The sequence below is a fragment of the Kineosporia rhizophila genome (genome assembly GCF_021277265.1).
GTDB lineage: Bacteria > Actinomycetota > Actinomycetes > Actinomycetales > Kineosporiaceae > Kineosporia > Kineosporia rhizophila.
On sequence record NZ_JAJSOH010000041.1, the window covers coordinates 38,009 to 56,706 of the forward strand.

An 18,698-nucleotide genomic window follows, 5' to 3' on the forward strand; every position below is an offset into this window, starting at 1 on the left:
CGCGGACACGTGTCCTGGGCCGCGAACGCTCGGCGATCCCACTCGACGCCCACGCCCCGCCGGTCGCTACCTCACTTGCAGGGGCCCTCCGGCGAGATCGTGCACATGGTGCCGAGGAGCAGCCCGCCCGTATCACCTCTGTGAACCTGCCTCCCAAGGGAGCTAGGAAAGGGCGAATGGTCGACATCCAGCCTCGGACAGAGATTTCGTTACGCGCTCCTCGTGTCGCCCCGGCGGACCGCCAGACGTTCAGCGACCTGGACAGTCCGTAGCTCCTGCGCCACCAGCACGCCCAGCCGGCTCATTGCATCCCTGACGGTGGCCCCAAAGTCAATGCTGTCCAGGAGTTCTCGCATGGCCCCGCTGATGGGCACCTCTCGCAGACCCGACTCCGTGCCCACCGCCAGCAGTGGAGGACCGGATTCGGGAAGAGAGATGGCAAAAGGAGGGCACCCGCGAGTCAGTTCCGGGAAGCCCCGTGCGTCACTCATGACTGAACGGTAGGGCTCACGGCGCGCGCAGGGTGAAAACGCCTACAAGAAAGACCGAACGCACTAGCTACCGCCTCAGCCGAAGGATGGACGGGCGGGAGGCAGCAGGCCCGGTCGATCGGGGCACACTCGTGCCGCCCCGCCCCGATGGTGAGTCGGCGCGGCGCAGACCCAGGCAAGCCACGTCGTTCAGCAGAACTGCCCGCACCATCGGGCCGGTCAGCATGGCCCTCCGTTCTGGACACAACCTCGCCCGGGCCCCGGACGTCGTTTGTCCGTCACAGGACAGACAAGCATCCTCACGATCGGAACCATGGTGATCAGACGCATCGGACCGTGCCTCGCGGCAGTTGCTGGCGCAGTACTTCTCCTGGTGCCGCTCGCGCCCACGGCCCAGGCCTCCGCGCGAATCGACCCGGCGGCTCCCGGCAAGCACGCGGTCGAGGTCGCCGACTACAACCTGGGCGATTCGGCCTTCACGATCCCCGATTTCCACGTGTTCGGCAGCAACAAGCCTGCCCCACTGGAACTGGCGGGCCGGGTCCACTACCCCCGGGACCTGAAGAACGGCCCCTACCCCTTGGTTCTGCTGGCCCACGGGCTATGGCCCACCTGCGCCGACCGGGCCGCCTCCAAGGAGTTCGACGCTGCTACCGCTCTTCTCTACGGTCCGAATGCGCCGGAGGACCCGGACGAACTGGCCAGGCTGGAAGCGGTCGTCGAGCGCACCGGTGAACTGCTGAACCGCTGGCCCTGTGCCACTGGCACGCCCGGCCTGCCGAGTCTTCGTGGCTACGACTACCTGGGCAAACAGTTGGCGAGCCACGGATTCGTCGTCGTCTCCATCGGCGTCAACGGGATCAACGTCGGAGAGATGGGCGAGGCCCAGGACCAGGCTCGCGCCACCCTGGCCAACAAGCACCTGCAGATGTGGCGGGACCTCGCGATCAGGGGCAAGGGCCCGCTGGCCGGTCACTTCACCGGAAGTCGTCCTTCGTTCCGTGGGCACGTGGACCTGCAGCGCGTCGGGCTGATGGGGCACTCACGGGGCGGTCGTGGGGTGATGAGCCAGGCCGCCGACGTGAACGCCGCGAAAGTACCCTCGGGGGTGCGGATCGGCGCGGTGCTGGGTCTGGAAGCAGTGAGCTTCTACCGCGCAGACGACGACCCCAAGTGGGAGCTGCCCTACCGCGTCACCCGCATTCCCTCGGCCACCCTTCTGGGCGACTGTGGCTACGGCTCGAGGGGTTACTTCGACGCCGCCAGGAAACACTCCAAGGTGCCGACCTACCTGTGGAACATCCACGGCGCCAACCACAATTTCTTCAACACCCAGTGGTCGCCCGACAGCGGCCAGGTACAGGCTCAGGACGACGCGTTCGTACCTGAGCCGGGTAGGTGCGGTCCCGGGGGAGCCCTGGACCGAAAGCTGGACGAACCGCAGCAACGTCACGTTGGTATGGCCTATATGTCGGCCTTCTTCCGCCGGCATCTGGCCGGGGACAAGAAGTTCGATCCAATGCTCAGTGGCCGCACCCATCCCCTGGCCGAGATCGCCCAGGTTGAGGCTCAGAGGGACTGAGCCTGCCGCGAGCGCCCCTCAGCGACATGGCGTTGCTGAGGGGTCACTCACCGGCCCATTGACGGCGGCCACTGTCTGATCGGTGTACTCCTCGGAGCGCAACTCCGATGCTCGCGGCCCATCATTCGCCGATAAGCACTGGCGCCACGTCATGTACACGGTTCCGTCCCGAAGCAGGCCTGCCTTCGGGCCGATCCCTTCTGTGCCGGGCGAGTCTCGGATCCAACCGCCACCTACGCATGGACCTCCACGCCAGCCCTCAGGTGGCGAACTCGCGCGTGATCTCCCCAACACCCATACGGACCGGAGCGTCTCGGTGCGGTTGCGAGTTGGCCCGCAATCCCCTGGCTCGCACAGTGCCAGAACGAGGTAGCTGCTTTGCACTCGCCGCTCCATCCACGCGCCTTCCAAAGTCATTCGACTTGCCAGTCAACATGTTTCAGGAGAACCTCTTCGTCGCCGCCCTGCTCCGACGGTGCGCCGGCCAGGGCGCCCGCGCGTCACTTCGTCATCAAGCGCACATGTTTTCGTCAAGCAACTACTGGACTGTCGCGCCTGAACCTCAGCTGTACGCCAGGTTGCCGATTCCTGAATTGCCTCTTGAGTACAGGGCAGGGCGGTGATCGTGCCGCCGTCGGTGCGGCGAGGACCAGACTCACGGACGATGCAGCCTGCGTCTGGTTCTCCCCATGACGTCTCTAGGAGGACGACTACGTGATGTTCCGGGTGAGGGCGAAGCGTTCGGTGTTCAAGGCGGCAGTGGCGGTGCCGGTCGCGGCCCTGCTCCTGGCCGGGTGCGGCGGTGGCGACGACGATGACGACAACGACGACGACATGGCACAGAGCCAGACGACCGAGATGACCACACCGGCCCCTGACCCGTCCCAGTCGGATGCGGCGGCCGCGCCGGGCACCGGGACCAGCCCCGCAGTCCAGGACATGGACGACGCCTGGGATCAGATTTCCGACCAACTCGAGGCGGCCGGGCGCCAGGCCGGGCCGGACGGTTTTGCGAAGCTGGCCTGCGACTCTGTCGAGGGCACCCTGCTGGGCGGCCAGATGCCCGGCGTCACCAAGGACGACACGGTCGTGGTCAGTGACGCCCTCGGCGAGGTGCTCGAAAGCATTCTCGACGGCGTTGAGGACGCCAACACCGGCGTCACGACCATCAACGTCGACAACACGCTGAAGAAGGAGTGCCCCGACGTGCACGCTGACGCCGTCAAGGCGTCCGGGGTCAACGACCTGAACGTCCTCCTCGACTGATCGGCTCGCGCCACCCCAAACTCTACGTAAGACAACCGGGCCGGTCGCTTCCACAGACAAGACTGGAAGCGTCCGGCCCGGTTCCTGTCTGTACTCAGGCGGCCGATTTTCGGCCTACCCGTGGCCGCTAGAGGGGACGAAGGCCGTCCATGACGAGGTCGAGCAGGTGGGCCGTGCGGGCCTCCCAGTCCTCATTGGGCACCCGCCACAAGAACCCGACCAGCAACAGAACGTCTTGCGCGTCGACGTCCGCACGCAGCAGCCCCTGTTCCTGGCCGGCGTGCAGCAAAGTTCCGATCGTTGTGAGCGTTTCGGCGTAGTACTCAGCCGAGAGATCAGCGCGGGTGGCGGCGCGAACCGCCGCCGCAGCGCCGTGCTTGATCCGCCCGTACGCCGCTAAGCGGTCCAGCCAGTGACGCAGCGCCTGGTCGGGCGGATACTTCTCGAGCAGACCAGGCCCGGAGTCGAGAAGCTCCCGCAGATCCACCCGGTAGACGGCGACCAGGAGAGCCTCCCGTGTGGGGAAGTGCCGGTAAAGGGTGCCCTGACCCACCCCGGCCTCCTGGGCAATCGACTTCAGCGTGGCATCGCTACTGCGGGTGAACTGCTGACGAGCGATCGCCAGAATGCGCTCACGGTTGTGTTCGGCGTCCGCTCGCCTGCCGGTCTGTTGCCCTGCCATGGCTCCATTCTGCCGCTTGCCATCCGGACACGTGTCCGCTTAGCCTGATCAAGCCAAACGGACACTTGTCCACTTAATGGGGAGGGTCGCCATGGACAAGGTTGTAGCCATCACCGGGGCCGGCAGCGGGATCGGGGCCGCCACCGCCGAACTGCTGTCGGCCGCCAGAGCACGGGTCGTCCTGGCCGGGCGACGGGCCGATCGGCTCGCATCCCTGGCCGAGCGACTGCCAGGAGAAGCCGCCTGGCTGCCCACCGACGTCCGCCATCGCCCCGATCTGCAGGCCCTCGTCGATCTGGCCGTTGAGCGCTTCGGACGCCTGGACGTACTGGTCAGCAACGCCGGGGTGGCCACCGTGGCCCCGCTGCACGAGCTCACCCCGGAACAGATCGACGACATGGTCAACGTCAACCTCATGGGCGTCCTGCACGGAATCACCGCCGCACTGCCAGTTTTCCGAACCCAGGGCAGCGGGCACTTCATCCAGACGGTCTCCACCTCGGGTCTGCGGATTGTGCCCGGGCAGACCATTTACGCAGGCGTGAAGAACGCAGTGAGGACCATCAGCGAGGGCTTGCGCCAAGAGGTGGGCGAGTCGATCCGGGTCACCGCAGTGTCACCCGGCATGACGCGTACCGAATTCGTCGGTGCCGAGCCTTCCCCGGACAATCCGGCCGCCCAGGCCATCTACGAGCAGGTGCAGCGCGTGGCCATCGGAGCCGACGCTGTCGCCCGCGCCATCGTTTTCGCGATCGAACAGCCCTCCGACGTGGACGTGAACGAGATCGTCGTACGGCCCACCGCCCAGAGCTGAGTCGCCCCTGGTCCCCTGATCAGGACACATGAGCACAACCGCTTGATGTGGGGACCACTCTCCTGATCTTCGCGGCAATCAGCCTGGGCACCCCTCTGGTGCTCGGCCTCTCCCCCATCCGCCGGCTCCACGACCTCAGCGACCTCGAGGCTCAGAGAGTCGGGTAAATGCGTTGTGGCTGAATCAGAACGGCAGTACGCCGCTCGTCGACCATGGTTCGGTCGTAAGCGTCCCAGTCGTCGTGCGTCCCCCCGGCCGCGCTGAAGATGTCACGCAGGAGAACGCGCAGCCTTTCGGGGTCCAGCCAGTCCTGAGCATCGTCCGGCCCGGCCAACTCGGCCGTGCCCTCGACCGTGGCGTAACGCCAGCCGTTGCGGAAGGCGACCGCGAGCCGCGGACGCGCCCGTAGATTGCCCAGCTTGATCTTGCCGTAGGTGACGAAGGCGAGCACCGGCACCCCGCTCGCCGGATGAGCCAGGAGGCCGGTGTTCACCAGCGTCGACTGGACCGAGCCGTCCGCGCGGGCGGTGGACACGATGGCCAGGCCGTGATCCTCGCGCGAGAGCGCCCAGGCTTGCTCCAGGGTCGTCATCCCGAAAGCGTACCCATGCGGATGTACCAGAGCCCGACCTGCGTGTGATCAGACTTCGGAAGGCACCTTGCGCGGCCGGGTGGGGGCCGTCCGGGCGTGCGTGGCGTAGATGATCAGCCCGACGAAGGTCAGACCGCCCACCAGATTACCCAGCAGCGTCGGGATCTCGTTCCAGACCAAGTAGTCGGACAGGGTGAAGTCGCCGCCCAGCAGCAGTCCGGAGGGGAACAGGAACATGTTCACCACGGAGTGCTCGAAGCCCAGGTAGAAGAACACCAGGATGGGCATCCACATCACGATCACCTTGCCGGGCACGCTGTCCGACATCATCGCCCCGACCACCGCGGTCGAGACCATCCAGTTGCACAGCACCCCGCGCACGAACAGCGTCAGCATCCCGGCCGCCCCGTGCTCGGCGTAGCCCAGCGTGCGGCCCTCGCCGATCGTGGCGATCTGCTGGGCCACTGCGTCCGGCTCGACGCTGAAGCCGTAGGTGAAGTAGATCGCCATCAGCAGCGCGGTTGTCAGCGCCCGGCGAAGTTGCCGACGAAGACCAGGCCCCAGTTGCGCAGCATTCCGGGCACGGTCACCCCCGGCCGGCGGTCCAGCAGGGCCAGCGGCACCAGGGTGAAAACTCCGGTCAGCAGGTCGAAACCGAGCAGGTAGAGCATGCAGAACCCGACCGGGAAGAGCAGTGCGCCGAGCAGCGGCTCCCCGGTGCGCACGGTGACGCTGACCGCGAACGCTGCGGCCAGGCCGAGCAGGGCACCGGCCATGAAGGCCCGGATCAGGGTGTCCCGGGTCGACATGAACACCTTGGACTCACCGGCGTCGAGGATACGGGCGGCCAGTTCCTTGGGCGGCACGTACGACATCAGGCACCCCACTGGTAGGGCAGGAACTTGCCGTCGATGCTGACCACGACCCGGGCTCCGTCCGGGTGCTCACGCCGCGACACGTCCACGCTGCAGTTGATCGCGCTCATGATCCCGTCACCGAACTGCTCGTGGATCAGCGCCTTGAACGCCGGGCCGTAAACCGCCAGCAGCTCGTGGAAGCGGTAGATCGTCGGGTCGCTGGCCATCACCGGGTCGGCGGTGCGGTACGGCTGACGCTGCAGCGCCCGCACGGTCTCGTCGCTGAGCTCCAGCAACTCGCGACCTTCTCGGCATCGTCCCGGGTCATCGGATGCGATCCCAGGAGGGCGGCGGTGGCCCAGACGGGCGGCTTCCCGAGGCGCTCGGCCAGGGCCCGCCAGGTCAGGCCCTTGGCGATCCGCTGCTCGTCGACCTCGTTCGCCGCGTGCTCCCGGAGGGCGGGGTTGTATGGCATGCGTAGTCCTTTTCAGCTCGTCGTGGCTCTCCTCCCAGCCCACCGCACCACCACCCGGCCGGCCCAGGCTCTGAACGCAGGCCTGGCGGCAAAACGCGCAGCCGGCGCGCCCCGTCACACAGCCGCGACACACCGGCAATCGCCAGGACACGGCCGCGTGTGAGCCTCGACGCCGACCCGAGGAGAGGTGAGCTGCATGACCGCGATGCCCACACTCGTCCCCGCACCGGACAGCGCACTGCTGGAAGCGGTGATCGAGCAGGCCCCGACCCCGCTGTGGGTGATCGCCCCGCAGGGGCACGTGCAGCTGGTCAACCGGGCCGCGGTGACGCTGCTGGGCTACCACCACCGCGGTGAGTTGCTGGGCCGGCCCAGCCACGGCACGCTGCACGACACCCGTCCCGACGGTTCGCGCTACCCCCAGGAACACTGCCCGATCGTGGGACGTCCGGGGTCCGGTCCGCGCACCGGCACCGAATGGTTCACCACCCGTTCGGGGCGGCCGGTCCCGGTGGTCTGGTCGACCCGGTCCCTGGGCCCGACCGGCGCCACGCTGCTGTCGTTCGAGGACGCCGGCCATCACGGCACGGGTGAGTCCCGGAACGAACCTCAGGCTGCCCGTACGGCGGACACCCGCGGGAATCGCACCCGGGCCTAGGTGCGGGACGACCTGTTCCAGCAGGTGCACCAGAGCTTTCGCGACCCCCAGTTCTGCGTGGCGCAGCTGGCCCGGGCCAACCATCTGTCGGTGCGCTCGGTCCAGGTGCTCTTCGCCGAGGTGGGCCGCACCCCGGGTGACGAGATCCGCACGGCCCGGTTGGAGTTCGCCCGCGGGCTGCTCGAACGCGGTGCCGGCGTACGGTCCGCCTGCCACGACAGTGGTTTCAGTGACCAGGGGACGTTTGCACGCGCCTTCCGCCGTCAGTTCGGCGATTCCCCCAGTGGGTTCGTCGGAAAGCGCACCTGAGGCGCGAAGCTCCGGCGAGGGTCACCGCGGGCGTTCATCGAAAGCCATGAGCCCTCTTGCCGCACAGAACGCCAGTGATGTGTCACGGCTCACGTATTGACTGGCTGATCAGTGGTGTCATATTTCCTGGGCCCGGGTATCTGGCCCGGACCTGGGGAGGGACACACCATGACCAACACCGGCAGCACTCTGAGACAGTCCGCCCAGCGGCAGACCGGGCGGCTGGCGCTGGCCGCCCTGCTCTCGGCAATCGCCGGTGGAACGGGCACCTGCATGGTGTGGGCCACCCAGAACAGCCTTGACCCCTCCCCCACCCAGACCGTCATCGCCGGCGCTCCCGTCCTCATCGTGCTCGCGGTGGCACTGTGGCGCCTGAGCGCGCACGGCGTGCTCTCCCGGACCCCGGTGACCCGAGCCCTGACCGGCCTGCTCGCGGCCGTCGGCATCGGGTTGCTGTTCTTCGGCCTGAGCTGGGTCGACTTCGTCAACGACGATCCTCTGCTCGGCATCGACACGCTGCGCACCCTGGGCGTGGTGACCGGCCTCGGGTCCGTCTTCGCGATAGTGCCCGCCCTGGTCACCTTCCTCGTCCTGGCACCGTTGACCGCCCTCCGGCCGGGACTGAGCGCGGCCAGCCTAGAGGCACTGGCGGCCGTAGTAGCTGCAGTGATCACCGGGCTCTACACCCGATGGCTGTTCGCTTACGACCCCAGCTTCAGCCCGGCGCCCGTCCTCCTGATCACGCTCTCCGCCGCGGCGCTGGCCGGCTGTTGCGCTGTCGCCGGTGTGCAGTGGGTGCTGAAGGCTCGCCCTCAGAACTGATCGCCGCACCTGTCCCCCGCACGAGGGACCATCCAAATGCCCACCCCGGGGTGACGTTTTGCGGAGGTGAGATCCCTAGCGTCATCGGCATGAGGAAGTCACTTGTAGCGAGCGTCATTGCAGCGACACTGGCAGGAACCGCCATCGTCGGCGGCGTGGCCGCTCAGGCCAGAACCACCAGCGACCCGGCAGCGCCTACATCCCGGCCGGGCCTGACCGCAACCCTGCAGTCCGACGCCGACGTACTTCAGAACTACGGCGCGCCAGGTGTTCTGGTCAAACTCGATACCGCACGCGGCGACGTGCGGGTGCGCAGCGGATACGGCAACGTCGCGAAGCGTACCCCGGTCCCGTGGAACGCGAAGTTCCGGATCGGTAGCTTCACCAAGCCGTACGTGGCAGCGACCGTGCTGCAGCTCGTCGGCGAGCGCAAGCTGTCACTGGACGACACGGTCGAGAAGTTCCTGCCCGGCCTGATCAGCGCCAACGGCAACGACGGTCGCAAGATCACGGTGCGACAGCTTCTGCAGCACACCAGCGGCCTGCCCGAATACACCAACGCCATGACGTCCATGGGCACCGTGGAGGGGTTCCAGAAGACCCGTCTGCGCACCTGGACCAACCCTGAACTCGTCGCCCTGGCCATGCAGTTCCCGTCCGGCTTCGCGCCGGGCACCGGATGGGGCTACTCCAACACCAACTACGTCGTGGCCTCGCTGATCATCGAGAAGGTCACCGGCCGGTCCTGGCAGCAGGAGATCCACCGACGAATCGTCAAGCCGCTGGGCCTGCGCCACACCTACCTGCCGGGCACCACGCCGACGATCCCGCGCCCACACGCGGTGGGCTACCAGCGCTTCCCCGGCCCGGGCGCGACGCCCACCGATCCCCGCTACGGCAAGCCGATCGACGCGACGCTGCTCAACCCGTCCCTGGCCGGCCCTGCCGGCGAGATGATCAGCACCGCCGAGGACGCCAACACCTTCCTGCGGGCACTGGTGACCGGCAAAGTGCTCAAGCCCGCCCAGCTCGCCGAGATGCAGCGCACCGTGGCCACCAACGACGAACTGCGGGCCAGGTGGCCCGGCGCCCGATACGGCCTGGGCATCGTGTGGGCGGAGAACTCGTGCGGTGGCTACTGGAGCCACGGCGGCGACATCCCCGGCTTCATGACCCGCAACGGCGTCACCCCGGACGGCTCCCGGAGCGTCATGGTGTCGATCAACACCGACTCGCTCAAGCCGAAGCCTGGAGTGAAGCTGCCCGCGGTGGACGTCACCACCGAACTGGTCGACCACGCCCTCTGCAGCGCTCACTGACCCGCCTCGTACGGGGGCCGCGCTCAACGGTTGCTTGGCGCGGCCCCACTGCTGCGATGTCGCTGCCATCGAAGAGAGACCTCCGACATGAAATCCGTTAAGAACCAAATTCCTTTGGCGCTCACCGTCGCTGTCACCGCCATCTTGCCCGCGGTGGGGGTCTCCGTCGCGAACGAACCCACCGCCACGAGCACCGCGTCCTCCGGCTGGGACGGCATCACTCGTGAGCAGGTACGGATCGACCTTGGCGCGGGCTGGGTCACCAAGGCCGAGCTGACCTATCCGAGCGCCGCCCAGGGGCGCCTGCCGCTGGTCGTGTTCCTGCACGGCAGCGGACGCAACGACATGAACCAGACGCTGCCGGGCGGCAACGGCTCGACCTTCGTACCGCTCGCGCAGGCCGCCGGCCGGGCGGGCTACGCGACTCTGCGCTTCAACAAGCGCGCGGTGAATGACATCGGCCCGGTACTGACCACGGATCCGGCTCAGCTGGAGCCGAAGCGGCCCTACCACCGGACTCAGCAGGACGCCGCTGCGGTGATCCGGTTCGTGGCCAGGTCGCCTCGGGTGAACCCTTCGAGGATCTTCCTGCTCGGCCACAGCGAGGGCACGAACGTTGCCGCGAACCTCGCCGCCGCCCCGAAGAGCTTCGGCATCCCGAAGCCGGCCGGGGTGATCGCGATGGCTGTCATCGGCAAACCCGTCAAACAGCTGATGACGTTCCAGGTCTACGGAGGTCTGCTGCTGCAACTGCACGACGAGTTCGACCTTGACGGCGACGGCCGGCTAACTGCCACCGAGGCGACCGACGGCCTGGTGGGACAGCCTCAGCAGGTCACCGGCCTGTTCCGCTCCGTCCTGCTCGACGGCACAAAACTGAAGGCCGACACCGACAAGAACCGTGACGGTCACATCGAGATCGATATCGAAGCAGGCCCGGTGCTGCGCGACCTGACCGGCATCGACGCGTACCCGAACATCCCCGGCCTGAGTTCCTTCCTGGTCAGCTACATCAAGGACCTCGCCCGCTTTCCGGATGCCGGGAAGGCGCTGCCTCGGTTCTCCGGCCCGACGCTCCTGCTCAACGGCGAGAACGACCTGGAGACGCCGGCCCGGGCGGCACTGGCTGCGGACGCGGCGGTGGCGGCGGCCGGCAACAAGGACCACACAGTGGTGATCTACCCCGGCCTCGCCCACACCTTGAACGCGTCACCGAAGTTCGCCGACGAACTGGGCGAGCCGGACCAGCGGGTCGTTGCCGACGTCCAGAAGTGGCTCGAGGCACACCACTGATCAGGCGCGCGAGGGGCCTCAGCCCGGCGCCGCAACCATCCCGACCCGGACGCTCCTGATTCGTGTCAGGTGAGTGTCGGGTCTTGTCCGGAGTTGTCGGGTCAACCGCCTGAACACCGGCCTGAGCTGAACTGATGGCGAGGTGGTCACCGCAACGGTGGCCGCAACATGCCTGCTTCAGCGATGAGTTTCGTTCAATGTCGAAAGGACGAGCCGGTGAACAATGATCTGTCGGTGGGAGCCCGGTTGCGGGTACGCGGCCTGATTCTCAGTTTCGTAGCAGCCCTGACCGCGGCGCTGAGCCTGGTCGCCACGGCGGAACCCAGTAGTGCGCTCAGCCCTGACAAGGGCGTCGTCAACGGCAGCAGTACCCTGAACATTGGTCTGATCGAGGTCTGGCCCGGACGAACGAGCACCTACGACTTCTACATCCCGCCGTACACCGACAGCCAGTCGGTCGAAGCCCCTCACCGGGTTCAGGGCGTCTACATCGGACCTGGGTACTGCGCGCAGCGCTGGACGTACCCGACCAGGATCGCTACGAACTCGACGCTCTGGAAGCGGGCCGGTACCGACTTCCCACCGGGCCGCTACCAGTTGCTCGGCGATTTCTGGGTCAAGATCGTCGCCTACCGGGGCACCTGCTGAACGATTCATCGCGAGGCCGGCCGGCGCTGCGCCGGCCGGCCTCACCGGTGTTCCCACGGCCCACCCAGGCGAAGCTGCCCGGGGCCCACAAACGTCTTCAATTGATGACGTTTGTGGGCCCCGATCACGAAGCCGGCACCTGCGCAGTTGGGGACCAACGCTGTTGGCAATCCTGATGTTGAGCCAAGGATCCTAAAACCTTTCGGTGCAGCCACTTTCAAGCAATCCGCAGTGCCGGGTCGGGGCAGGCAACCGTCCGGCGACGGTTCAACGGCTTCCGTGAGCACCACCGTCGGCGCCGCGCAATCCCCTTCTGGCCTGGGACAAGCGTGGTCTCCCAGCGCGCCGTGGCGCCCGCTGCATAGGCATAAGGTCCTATTGACGCCTCTGGGCCACGAGATGACACTCAGCACGCCCGAACCCCCTGACGCTTCGAGGAGTTCACCGTGCCCACAGTGCGAAATCGGAGGCTGCTCGGCTTGTCCGGGGTGGTCGCCGCGATGGCGACCGCCCTGGCGGTGGTCGCGCCGATGCAGGCGCAGGCCGCCGAGAAACTGCTCTCCCAAGGACAACCCGTCATTGCCTCGTCCAGTGAGAACGCGGCCGCCTTCCCGGCCCGGGCGGCCGTGGACGGCGATTTTGGCACCCGCTGGTCCAGCGCTTTCGGCGATCCCCAGTGGCTCCAGGTGGATCTCGGGGCCGCCCGTAAGATCACCAAAGTGACGCTGCAGTGGGAGGCCTCGCACGCCAAGGCGTTCAAGCTGCAGGTGTCGAACGACGCCAACAGCTGGACCGACGTCTACTCCACCACCACCGGGGACGGCGGAAACCAGACTCTCGACGTCAGCGGCACCGGCCGCTACGTGCGCATGTACGGCACCGCGCGGGCCAACGCCTACGGCTACTCGCTATGGGAGTTTCAGGTCTACGGCGAGGATTCGGGCGGCGGGACCGATCCCGGCACTCCCGGTGGGGACGTCGAGCTTTCGTACACCAAGCCGGCCACCGCCTCGACCTTCCAGAACGACGGCGCCTGTTCCTCCTGCACCGCCGCGAAGGTGACCGACGGTGACGTCACCACCCGTTGGGCCACCAGTTCCACCAACGGGTGGGTGGATCCCGGTTGGGTCTACGTCGACCTGGGCAAGAGCGCGAACATCCACCGCGTCGTGCTGCACTGGGACGCCGCCTACGCCACGGCCTACCAACTGCAGGTCTCCAGCGATGCCGCGAACTGGACCACCATCCACACGGTCAGCGCAGGTAAGGGCCACAAGGAGACCGTCGGCGGCCTCAACGGCACCGGCCGCTACGTGCGGGTGTACGGCACTGCCCGTTCGAACGGGTACGGCTACTCGATGTGGGAGTTCCAGGTGTTCGGCACCGGCGGCGACCCCGTCACCCCACCGGCCAAGATCCCCAACATCACTCTTCCGGCCACCCGGATGGTCTTCAACGACGAGTTCAACGGCGCGGTCGGCAGCACCCCGGACACCAGCAAGTGGACGGCCGACCCGGGTACCGGCCAGAACGGCGAACTGCAGTACTACACCGACAACAAGAACGCGACCATGGACGGCGGCGGCAACCTGGTCATCAAGGCGCGCAAGGAGACCCCGCAGCAGTGCGCCGGCTGCCAGTACACCTCCGGCCGGATCAACACGCTCAAGACGTTCTCCTTCACCTACGGCCATGCCGAGGCCCGCATCAAGGTCTCCGGCACCCAGGGCCTGTGGCCGGCGTTCTGGATGCTGGGCGCCAACTTCCCCACCGTGGGATGGCCACGCTCGGGTGAGATCGACATCATGGAGCACGTCGGCAAGGTCCCCGACACCGTCTACTCCACGCTGCACGCCCCCGCCTACTACGGCGGCGGAGGCTACGGACAGCCTTTCACCGTTCCCGGAACCGATTTCGCGAACGACTTCCACACCTACGCGGTGGACTGGGACGCCACCCACATGACCTTCTCCGTGGACGGCAAGGCGTTCTTCACCGCCGACAAGGAGACGGTCGAGACCACCCGCGGGCCGTGGGTTTACGACCACCCGTTCTACCTGATCCTGAACAACGCCGTGGGCGGCGAGTGGCCCGGCGCCCCGGACGCGAGCACCCGGTTCCCGCAGAAGATGCTGATCGACTACGTGCGGGTCTACCAGTAGGAGGATTCGCTGCTTCGGGCGGCTCAGACCGCCCGAAGCAGGCCCCACCATCGCCGATGACGGTAGAGGGCCTGCCCTAGTATGCGGGCGTGTTCGGCACTGAAGCACTCTTGTCAACAAATCCGAGGGCCAGGCACCCGTACCGGCTGACTGCCCTGGCGTCAGGGCTTTTGCTCGCGGTCGCGGGATGCACCTCGCACGCCCCAGAGCCGAAAGAGACGGTCGTCGACCTGCTGCAGCAGGACTGGCAGCACGTATCGGGAGTGGCGGCCGACGGCAACGGGTTACGGATCACCGCCACGGGACGGACCATCGTCGACCGTGACAGCGGAGGGCGTCAGTCGAACCCGCCACTCAACCTGGCCGGCACACACCTGGTGACCGAGGGCGACTTCACCCTCGAAGCGCTCTTCAGCGACGTCACCGCCGACGCGTCCTGGGCCGTCTACGACAGCCCGCCGGTGATCGCTGACGAGTTCCGGATCGAGCCGGCCGGCCTGCGGCTCACCCTCGACGGCGACGACCTCGGGGTCATAGTCTTCGACGGCTCACCCGAGCAGGACGTGAGCGACCCCCAGCCGGCGTACGACGAGCACGTGACGCTCCCCGATCCGCGGGCCGCTATCGCGGTGCGCCGAGCCGGGGACACCCTCGAGATCGCGAGCGACGGGAACACCCTGGCCTCAGTGCCTTTCGGTGAGGTGTTCGAGTCGGGAGAGCTCTGGCTGGGACTGTCGAGCGACGAAGGCTCCTTCAGCGTCAGCTCCCTCACCGCCACCGCCGCCGAGGGTGCCTCCTTGAGCGCCGCAGGCCCGGCCGTCGCGCAGGCCGAGCCGTCGGCGCAGGGCCTGCAGGCGCTCGCCGACCAGGCCCGTCCGGACTTCAGGATCGGTGCGGCGGTCGCGCTCGGTCCACTCGCCTCGGATGAGGACTACGCGCGGGAGTTCGTCGGCAACTTCGGTGCCATCACCCCCGAGAACGCGATGAAGCCGCAGTTCCTCTCCCCGCAGCAGGGCGTCTACACCTTCGACGAGGCCGACGCGATCCTTGCGATGGTCGAGAGCAAGGGCCTGACGGTGCACGGGCACACCATCGCCTTCACCGAGGCCATGCCCGCCTGGATGCAGGAGCTGCCTACCGGCTCCGAGGAGGATCGTCGTGCCAGCGCCGATGCCCTGCTCGACTACGTCACCACCGTGGTGGGCCACTTCAAGGGACGGATCGCCTCACTCGACGTGGTCAACGAGCCGTTAGACCTCGACCAGGGAACCAGCCTGCAGGAGAACATCTGGTACCAGACCTTCGGGCCCGACTACCCGGCGATCGTCTCTCAGGCGGTCTACGACGCCGACCCCGACGTCAGGCAGTTCATCAACGAGAACGGGGCCGACGTGCCGGGCGAGCGCCAGGACGCCCTCCTGGAACTGGCACTCCAGGCCAACGAGATGGGCGGTCACATCTACGGCGTCGGCCTGCAGTCGCACGTCTACGACCTCGAGACCGACGCCATCTCCGCCGAGGACCTCACCGAAACGCTCGACCTCTTCGAGGCAGCCGGGCTGCACGTGCGCATCTCGGAGAACGACGTCACCGACGACCAGGGAACGGACGTTCAGGCGGAGCAGTACGCGACGGTGCTGGCCACCTGTCTGCGCTCAAGCACCTGTGTCTCGTACACGACCTGGGGCGTGGACGACCGCTACGACTGGTGGATCGATGACGACGGTGGCCTGCAGCAAGGCCACGACCTCCTGTTCGACGAGGGGAACCCGACGCCGGCCCTCAATGCGATGAGACGAGCGCTGAAGTCTTTCCAGTAGACGGTATTGGGGCGGATCGACCACCCACACCTGGATCAGCGCGCCCGGTGCTCAGCTCCGGGCGTACACGCTGACGTGCTGCACGCTGTCGGCGGTGAAGGGCTGCCGGTGCCAGCCGCCCCAGCGATCCACGAGCTTCAGCCCCGCCAGCCGGGCCATCAGGTCGAGCTCAGCTGGGTAGGCCAGGCGCAGGACGATCGGGAAGAACCGGTTGCCCTGCTCCGTGATGCTCACGTGGTTCGTCTCCAGGAGCTGGGTCACCGGGTCATAGCGCGAGACGTCCAGGCCGACGCCGTCCTGGGTCACCCACTCCGCACGGGTCCGCTCGCCCCGCGGGGTCCAGGCCCAGGGCGAGGCGGCCTCCACCAGGAACACCCCGTCGTCGTCCAGGTGCCGGGCTGCGTTCTCGAAGCAGCGCACCTGGGCGTCCTGGCTCAACAGGTTGAACACGGTGTTGAAGACCAGGTACACCAGCGCGAACCGGCCCGGGACGACCTCGGTGGTCATGTCCCCCAGGACAACCGGGACCTGTGCCCCGCCCGGCCGGGCCCGGAGCTGGGCGACCATGTCCGCGGACAGCTCGATGCCACTGACCTGGACACCGCGCGACGCCAAAGGCAGGGCGACCCTCCCGGTCCCGATCGCGAACTCCAGGGCCGGGCCACCGTGCGCCAGCTCGGCCAGCAACGCGGTGCACGCGGCCTCGTCGCCCCGTGGTGCGTCGTCGTAGTGCTCAGCGATCTGGCCGGCAAAGCTGGTCGCCGGATCGAAGTCATCCATGACCCCACCCTGGGTGAGGCCGCGCACGCCCGCAATGGATTAAGACACGCCGCCTGGTCAATACCGGCGATTGGAGGGCTGGTCGCTCCGCTACGTTGTGCGTTGCCTTGTGGGGGCAAGGTGAGCAACGAGGCGGGGGTGCTTCATGTTTGGACGACGGCGTCGGCTGACGATGGTCGGGCTGGCTTCGGTGGGGGTCACGTTTCTGGGTGGCCTCGGCTCACCGGTTCAGGCGGCACAAACGCCACGGACGACGTCGTACGGGGTGCCGCGGCCTGAGGTGGCGCTGGGCGGCGGGCGGTTGCTGGTCTCACAGTCGCAGACGCCGGGTGGGCGCGTCACGGTGGTGGCGCGGGATCTGCAGCAGATCACGGCGTCGGGGTCGGTGAAGGTAGGGACGGCTCGCCAGATCAGCGCGGTCGAGCCGATCATGCTGGACGAGCAGCCGCCCAGTAGTGGCCAGGTCGAGGTCTCGGGCGACTACGTGCTCACGGCCGACTCGCAGAACGGCTTCATGCTGCGGGTGGGCGACCGGCCCGCGATCAATCTGGCGCCGGCCGATCCGGAGCTCACCCGGATCCGGCAGTCTGGCCGGTACTCGCTGGCCGGTGGGGTGGTCTATCGCCCGGCGCCCGGCAACCAGGTACGGGAGGTGTTCCGGACATCGACCGACTCCACCGACCTGTTCGGCTCGAAGGTCTCCTGGGTCACCGCTTCCGGGCAGGTGAAGACCCTGGAGCTGAACCCGGGCTACGGCATCAGGCCGGCGCCCAAGCCGGAGGTGCTCGCTGCCCGGGGCGGGGCCGGGCCGATCGCCGTGTCGGCCCACGTCACGGCCTGGCTCGACACCAACAACGTGGTCCACCTGTCCGAGGGGTACGGCAGCAAGGACCGCCTGATCCGCGGTACCCGGGCGACGGAGCTGCAGCTCGACGGCGGTCTGCTGTCCTGGGCCAACGTCCGCGGCGAGGTCGGCCTGCTGGACATCTCCGATCCGGACGCCAAGCCCCGCCGCTCCGTCCTTCAGGCGCCCTACGCGGTGGACAACGGGCTCATCGCGGGAATGGACCAGACCGGGAAGGTGCGGGTGCGAGCGCTTCCCTTCCTGCCCAGCCGGCCGCTGCTGATCTCCTCGGACGTGAAGCCCTTCTTCTCCAAGGGCACGATCTGGCGGCCGCAGTTCGACTTCGCCGGGCCGGTGCTGAACGCCAAGCTCCGGATCACCGGCGGGCGTCAGGTCCGGGTGATCCGCGGCCGGGCTCCCCACGGTTCCCTGAACGGGCTGCGCTGGAACGGTACCGGCAGCAACGGGAAGTACCTAGGGCCGGGTTGTTACCACTGGACTCTCGCCGGAACGGTCAGCACGGTCCGGGGTGCACGCCCGTTCAAGCTGGGCGCCTACGTCTCCACCGACGTCGAAGGTGGTGAGAGCGGGGGCTGCGGCGGTTCGTCCTGATCACGGTCTGCGGATCGAGCCGACCGACAGCTGTATCCCGCTCTCAGGTTTCCCATGTCGAGGCGGACGACGGGTCGTGAGATCCCGCTCTGCCCCGTCAGTGACCGCATCCGAGGAAGCCTCTCCAGCTTGCGGCCGTTTGACGGTTCTCTGCGCTCCCATGCGCCATCCGCCAGGAATACCCTTAGGGGGTACCCGTGTTACGCTGGCGAGGTACCCATAGGGGGTATTGCGGCGAACGGAGCGGACATGACCTCGATCGAGTACAGGGTGACCGGGATGACCTGCGGGCACTGCGAGACGGCGGTGGCTCAGGAAGTCGGCCGGATCAGTGACGTCGAGGGGGTCGAGGTCAGCGCACAGACCGGCAGGCTCGTGGTGACCGCACCCGGGGTGGTCGACGACGCGGCCGTGCTGGCGGCCGTGGGCGAGGCCGGCTACGCGGCCGAGCGCGTCTCGTGAGCCCGGCGGGGCGGTTGGGCCTGTATACGGCGGGTCTGGTTGCAGCCTTCGCCGCCGCGTTCGGTATCGCGGCCCTCGTCGTACCGGAGAACGCGGTGGCCTCCTGGCAGGACAAGGCCGACCCTGCTCACGGCGACGGCCATGGCAGCCAGTCCCAGCCGCCCGCTGGGAACGACGCATCCATGAGTACGGCTGTGGCGGGACTGTCAC

At 67.6% G+C, this 18,698-nt stretch carries 16 protein-coding genes and 3 pseudogenes; 14 read left to right on the top strand and 5 right to left on the bottom strand.

Annotated elements, in window-relative coordinates; translation table 11 throughout:
• The first annotated feature begins 804 nt into the window (after nucleotides 1–804).
• Together LWF15_RS33010 and LWF15_RS33015 are read left to right on the top strand one after the other, a co-directional pair.
• A complete protein-coding gene (locus tag LWF15_RS33010) occupies nucleotides 805–2,073 on the top strand; it encodes a poly(ethylene terephthalate) hydrolase family protein (protein WP_232814921.1) in 1,269 nt (422 codons plus the stop codon).
• A gap of 726 nt (nucleotides 2,074–2,799) precedes the next feature.
• Nucleotides 2,800–3,339 (top strand): hypothetical protein, encoded by a 540-nt coding sequence (locus LWF15_RS33015; RefSeq protein WP_232814922.1) that lies wholly within the window; start codon nucleotides 2,800–2,802, stop codon nucleotides 3,337–3,339.
• 127 nt (nucleotides 3,340–3,466) lie between these two features.
• On the opposite strand, the gene LWF15_RS33020 is transcribed toward LWF15_RS33015, so the two are convergent.
• Complete coding sequence (locus LWF15_RS33020; RefSeq protein ID WP_232814923.1) at nucleotides 3,467–4,021, bottom strand: TetR/AcrR family transcriptional regulator; 555 nt, start codon at nucleotides 4,019–4,021, stop codon at nucleotides 3,467–3,469.
• 91 nt (nucleotides 4,022–4,112) lie between these two features.
• Here LWF15_RS33020 and LWF15_RS33025 point away from each other — a divergent pair, with 91 nt between their 5' ends.
• Entirely contained in the window at nucleotides 4,113–4,835 is a 723-nt protein-coding gene (locus LWF15_RS33025; RefSeq protein WP_232814924.1) for an SDR family oxidoreductase, read from the top strand.
• Nucleotides 4,836–4,986: 151 nt separating this feature from the next.
• Here the strand turns inward: LWF15_RS33025 and LWF15_RS33030 are convergent, their stop codons facing one another.
• The 3 genes and pseudogenes from LWF15_RS33030 to cynS form a co-directional block, all read right to left on the bottom strand.
• Nucleotides 4,987–5,427, bottom strand: coding sequence for a TIGR03618 family F420-dependent PPOX class oxidoreductase (locus tag LWF15_RS33030; RefSeq protein WP_232814925.1), 441 nt, complete (start codon nucleotides 5,425–5,427; stop codon nucleotides 4,987–4,989).
• 48 nt (nucleotides 5,428–5,475) lie between these two features.
• A pseudogene (locus LWF15_RS38305) lies at nucleotides 5,476–6,302 on the bottom strand (formate/nitrite transporter family protein).
• Nucleotides 6,302–6,759 (bottom strand): annotated as a pseudogene (cynS, locus tag LWF15_RS38310) (cyanase). The pseudogenes LWF15_RS38305 and cynS overlap by 1 nt, the downstream one beginning before the upstream one ends.
• A gap of 196 nt (nucleotides 6,760–6,955) precedes the next feature.
• Here cynS and LWF15_RS33050 point away from each other — a divergent pair.
• The 8 genes from LWF15_RS33050 to LWF15_RS33085 all read left to right on the top strand — a co-directional run bounded on the left by LWF15_RS33050 (nucleotide 6,956) and on the right by LWF15_RS33085 (nucleotide 15,790).
• Complete coding sequence (locus tag LWF15_RS33050) at nucleotides 6,956–7,417, top strand: PAS domain-containing protein (protein ID WP_232814928.1); 462 nt, start codon at nucleotides 6,956–6,958, stop codon at nucleotides 7,415–7,417.
• Complete coding sequence (locus tag LWF15_RS33055; RefSeq protein ID WP_232814929.1) at nucleotides 7,418–7,726, top strand: helix-turn-helix transcriptional regulator; 309 nt, start codon at nucleotides 7,418–7,420, stop codon at nucleotides 7,724–7,726. It abuts the gene before it with no gap.
• A gap of 168 nt (nucleotides 7,727–7,894) precedes the next feature.
• The gene (locus LWF15_RS33060; protein ID WP_232814930.1) at nucleotides 7,895–8,548 is read left to right on the top strand and encodes a hypothetical protein; all 654 of its coding nucleotides are present in this window, start codon (nucleotides 7,895–7,897) and stop codon (nucleotides 8,546–8,548) included.
• Nucleotides 8,549–8,637: 89 nt separating this feature from the next.
• Complete coding sequence (locus LWF15_RS33065; RefSeq protein WP_232814931.1) at nucleotides 8,638–9,867, top strand: serine hydrolase domain-containing protein; 1,230 nt, start codon at nucleotides 8,638–8,640, stop codon at nucleotides 9,865–9,867.
• Between the two features lie 30 nt (nucleotides 9,868–9,897).
• Nucleotides 9,898–11,160 (top strand): alpha/beta hydrolase, encoded by a 1,263-nt coding sequence (locus LWF15_RS33070; RefSeq protein ID WP_232814932.1) that lies wholly within the window; start codon nucleotides 9,898–9,900, stop codon nucleotides 11,158–11,160.
• Between the two features lie 216 nt (nucleotides 11,161–11,376).
• On the top strand, nucleotides 11,377–11,808 hold the full coding sequence (locus LWF15_RS33075) for a hypothetical protein (RefSeq protein WP_232814933.1): 432 nt from the start codon (nucleotides 11,377–11,379) through the stop codon (nucleotides 11,806–11,808).
• A gap of 500 nt (nucleotides 11,809–12,308) precedes the next feature.
• Nucleotides 12,309–13,970, top strand: a complete 1,662-nt coding sequence (locus LWF15_RS33080; RefSeq protein WP_269811273.1) for a discoidin domain-containing protein — start codon at nucleotides 12,309–12,311, stop codon at nucleotides 13,968–13,970.
• Between the two features lie 170 nt (nucleotides 13,971–14,140).
• Nucleotides 14,141–15,790, top strand: a complete 1,650-nt coding sequence (locus tag LWF15_RS33085; protein WP_232814935.1) for an endo-1,4-beta-xylanase — start codon at nucleotides 14,141–14,143, stop codon at nucleotides 15,788–15,790.
• Between the two features lie 51 nt (nucleotides 15,791–15,841).
• Here the strand turns inward: LWF15_RS33085 and LWF15_RS33090 are convergent, their stop codons facing one another.
• Nucleotides 15,842–16,570, bottom strand: a complete 729-nt coding sequence (locus tag LWF15_RS33090; RefSeq protein WP_232814936.1) for a class I SAM-dependent methyltransferase — start codon at nucleotides 16,568–16,570, stop codon at nucleotides 15,842–15,844.
• Between the two features lie 265 nt (nucleotides 16,571–16,835).
• Here LWF15_RS33090 and LWF15_RS33095 point away from each other — a divergent pair, with 265 nt between their 5' ends.
• From LWF15_RS33095 to LWF15_RS33105, 3 genes and pseudogenes are all read left to right on the top strand, one after another.
• Nucleotides 16,836–18,026 (top strand): hypothetical protein, encoded by a 1,191-nt coding sequence (locus LWF15_RS33095; protein WP_232814937.1) that lies wholly within the window; start codon nucleotides 16,836–16,838, stop codon nucleotides 18,024–18,026.
• Nucleotides 18,027–18,275: 249 nt separating this feature from the next.
• Complete coding sequence (locus tag LWF15_RS33100) at nucleotides 18,276–18,488, top strand: heavy-metal-associated domain-containing protein (RefSeq protein WP_232814938.1); 213 nt, start codon at nucleotides 18,276–18,278, stop codon at nucleotides 18,486–18,488.
• 14 nt (nucleotides 18,489–18,502) lie between these two features.
• Nucleotides 18,503–18,698, top strand: a pseudogene (locus tag LWF15_RS33105) (heavy-metal-associated domain-containing protein); the annotation flags it as partial.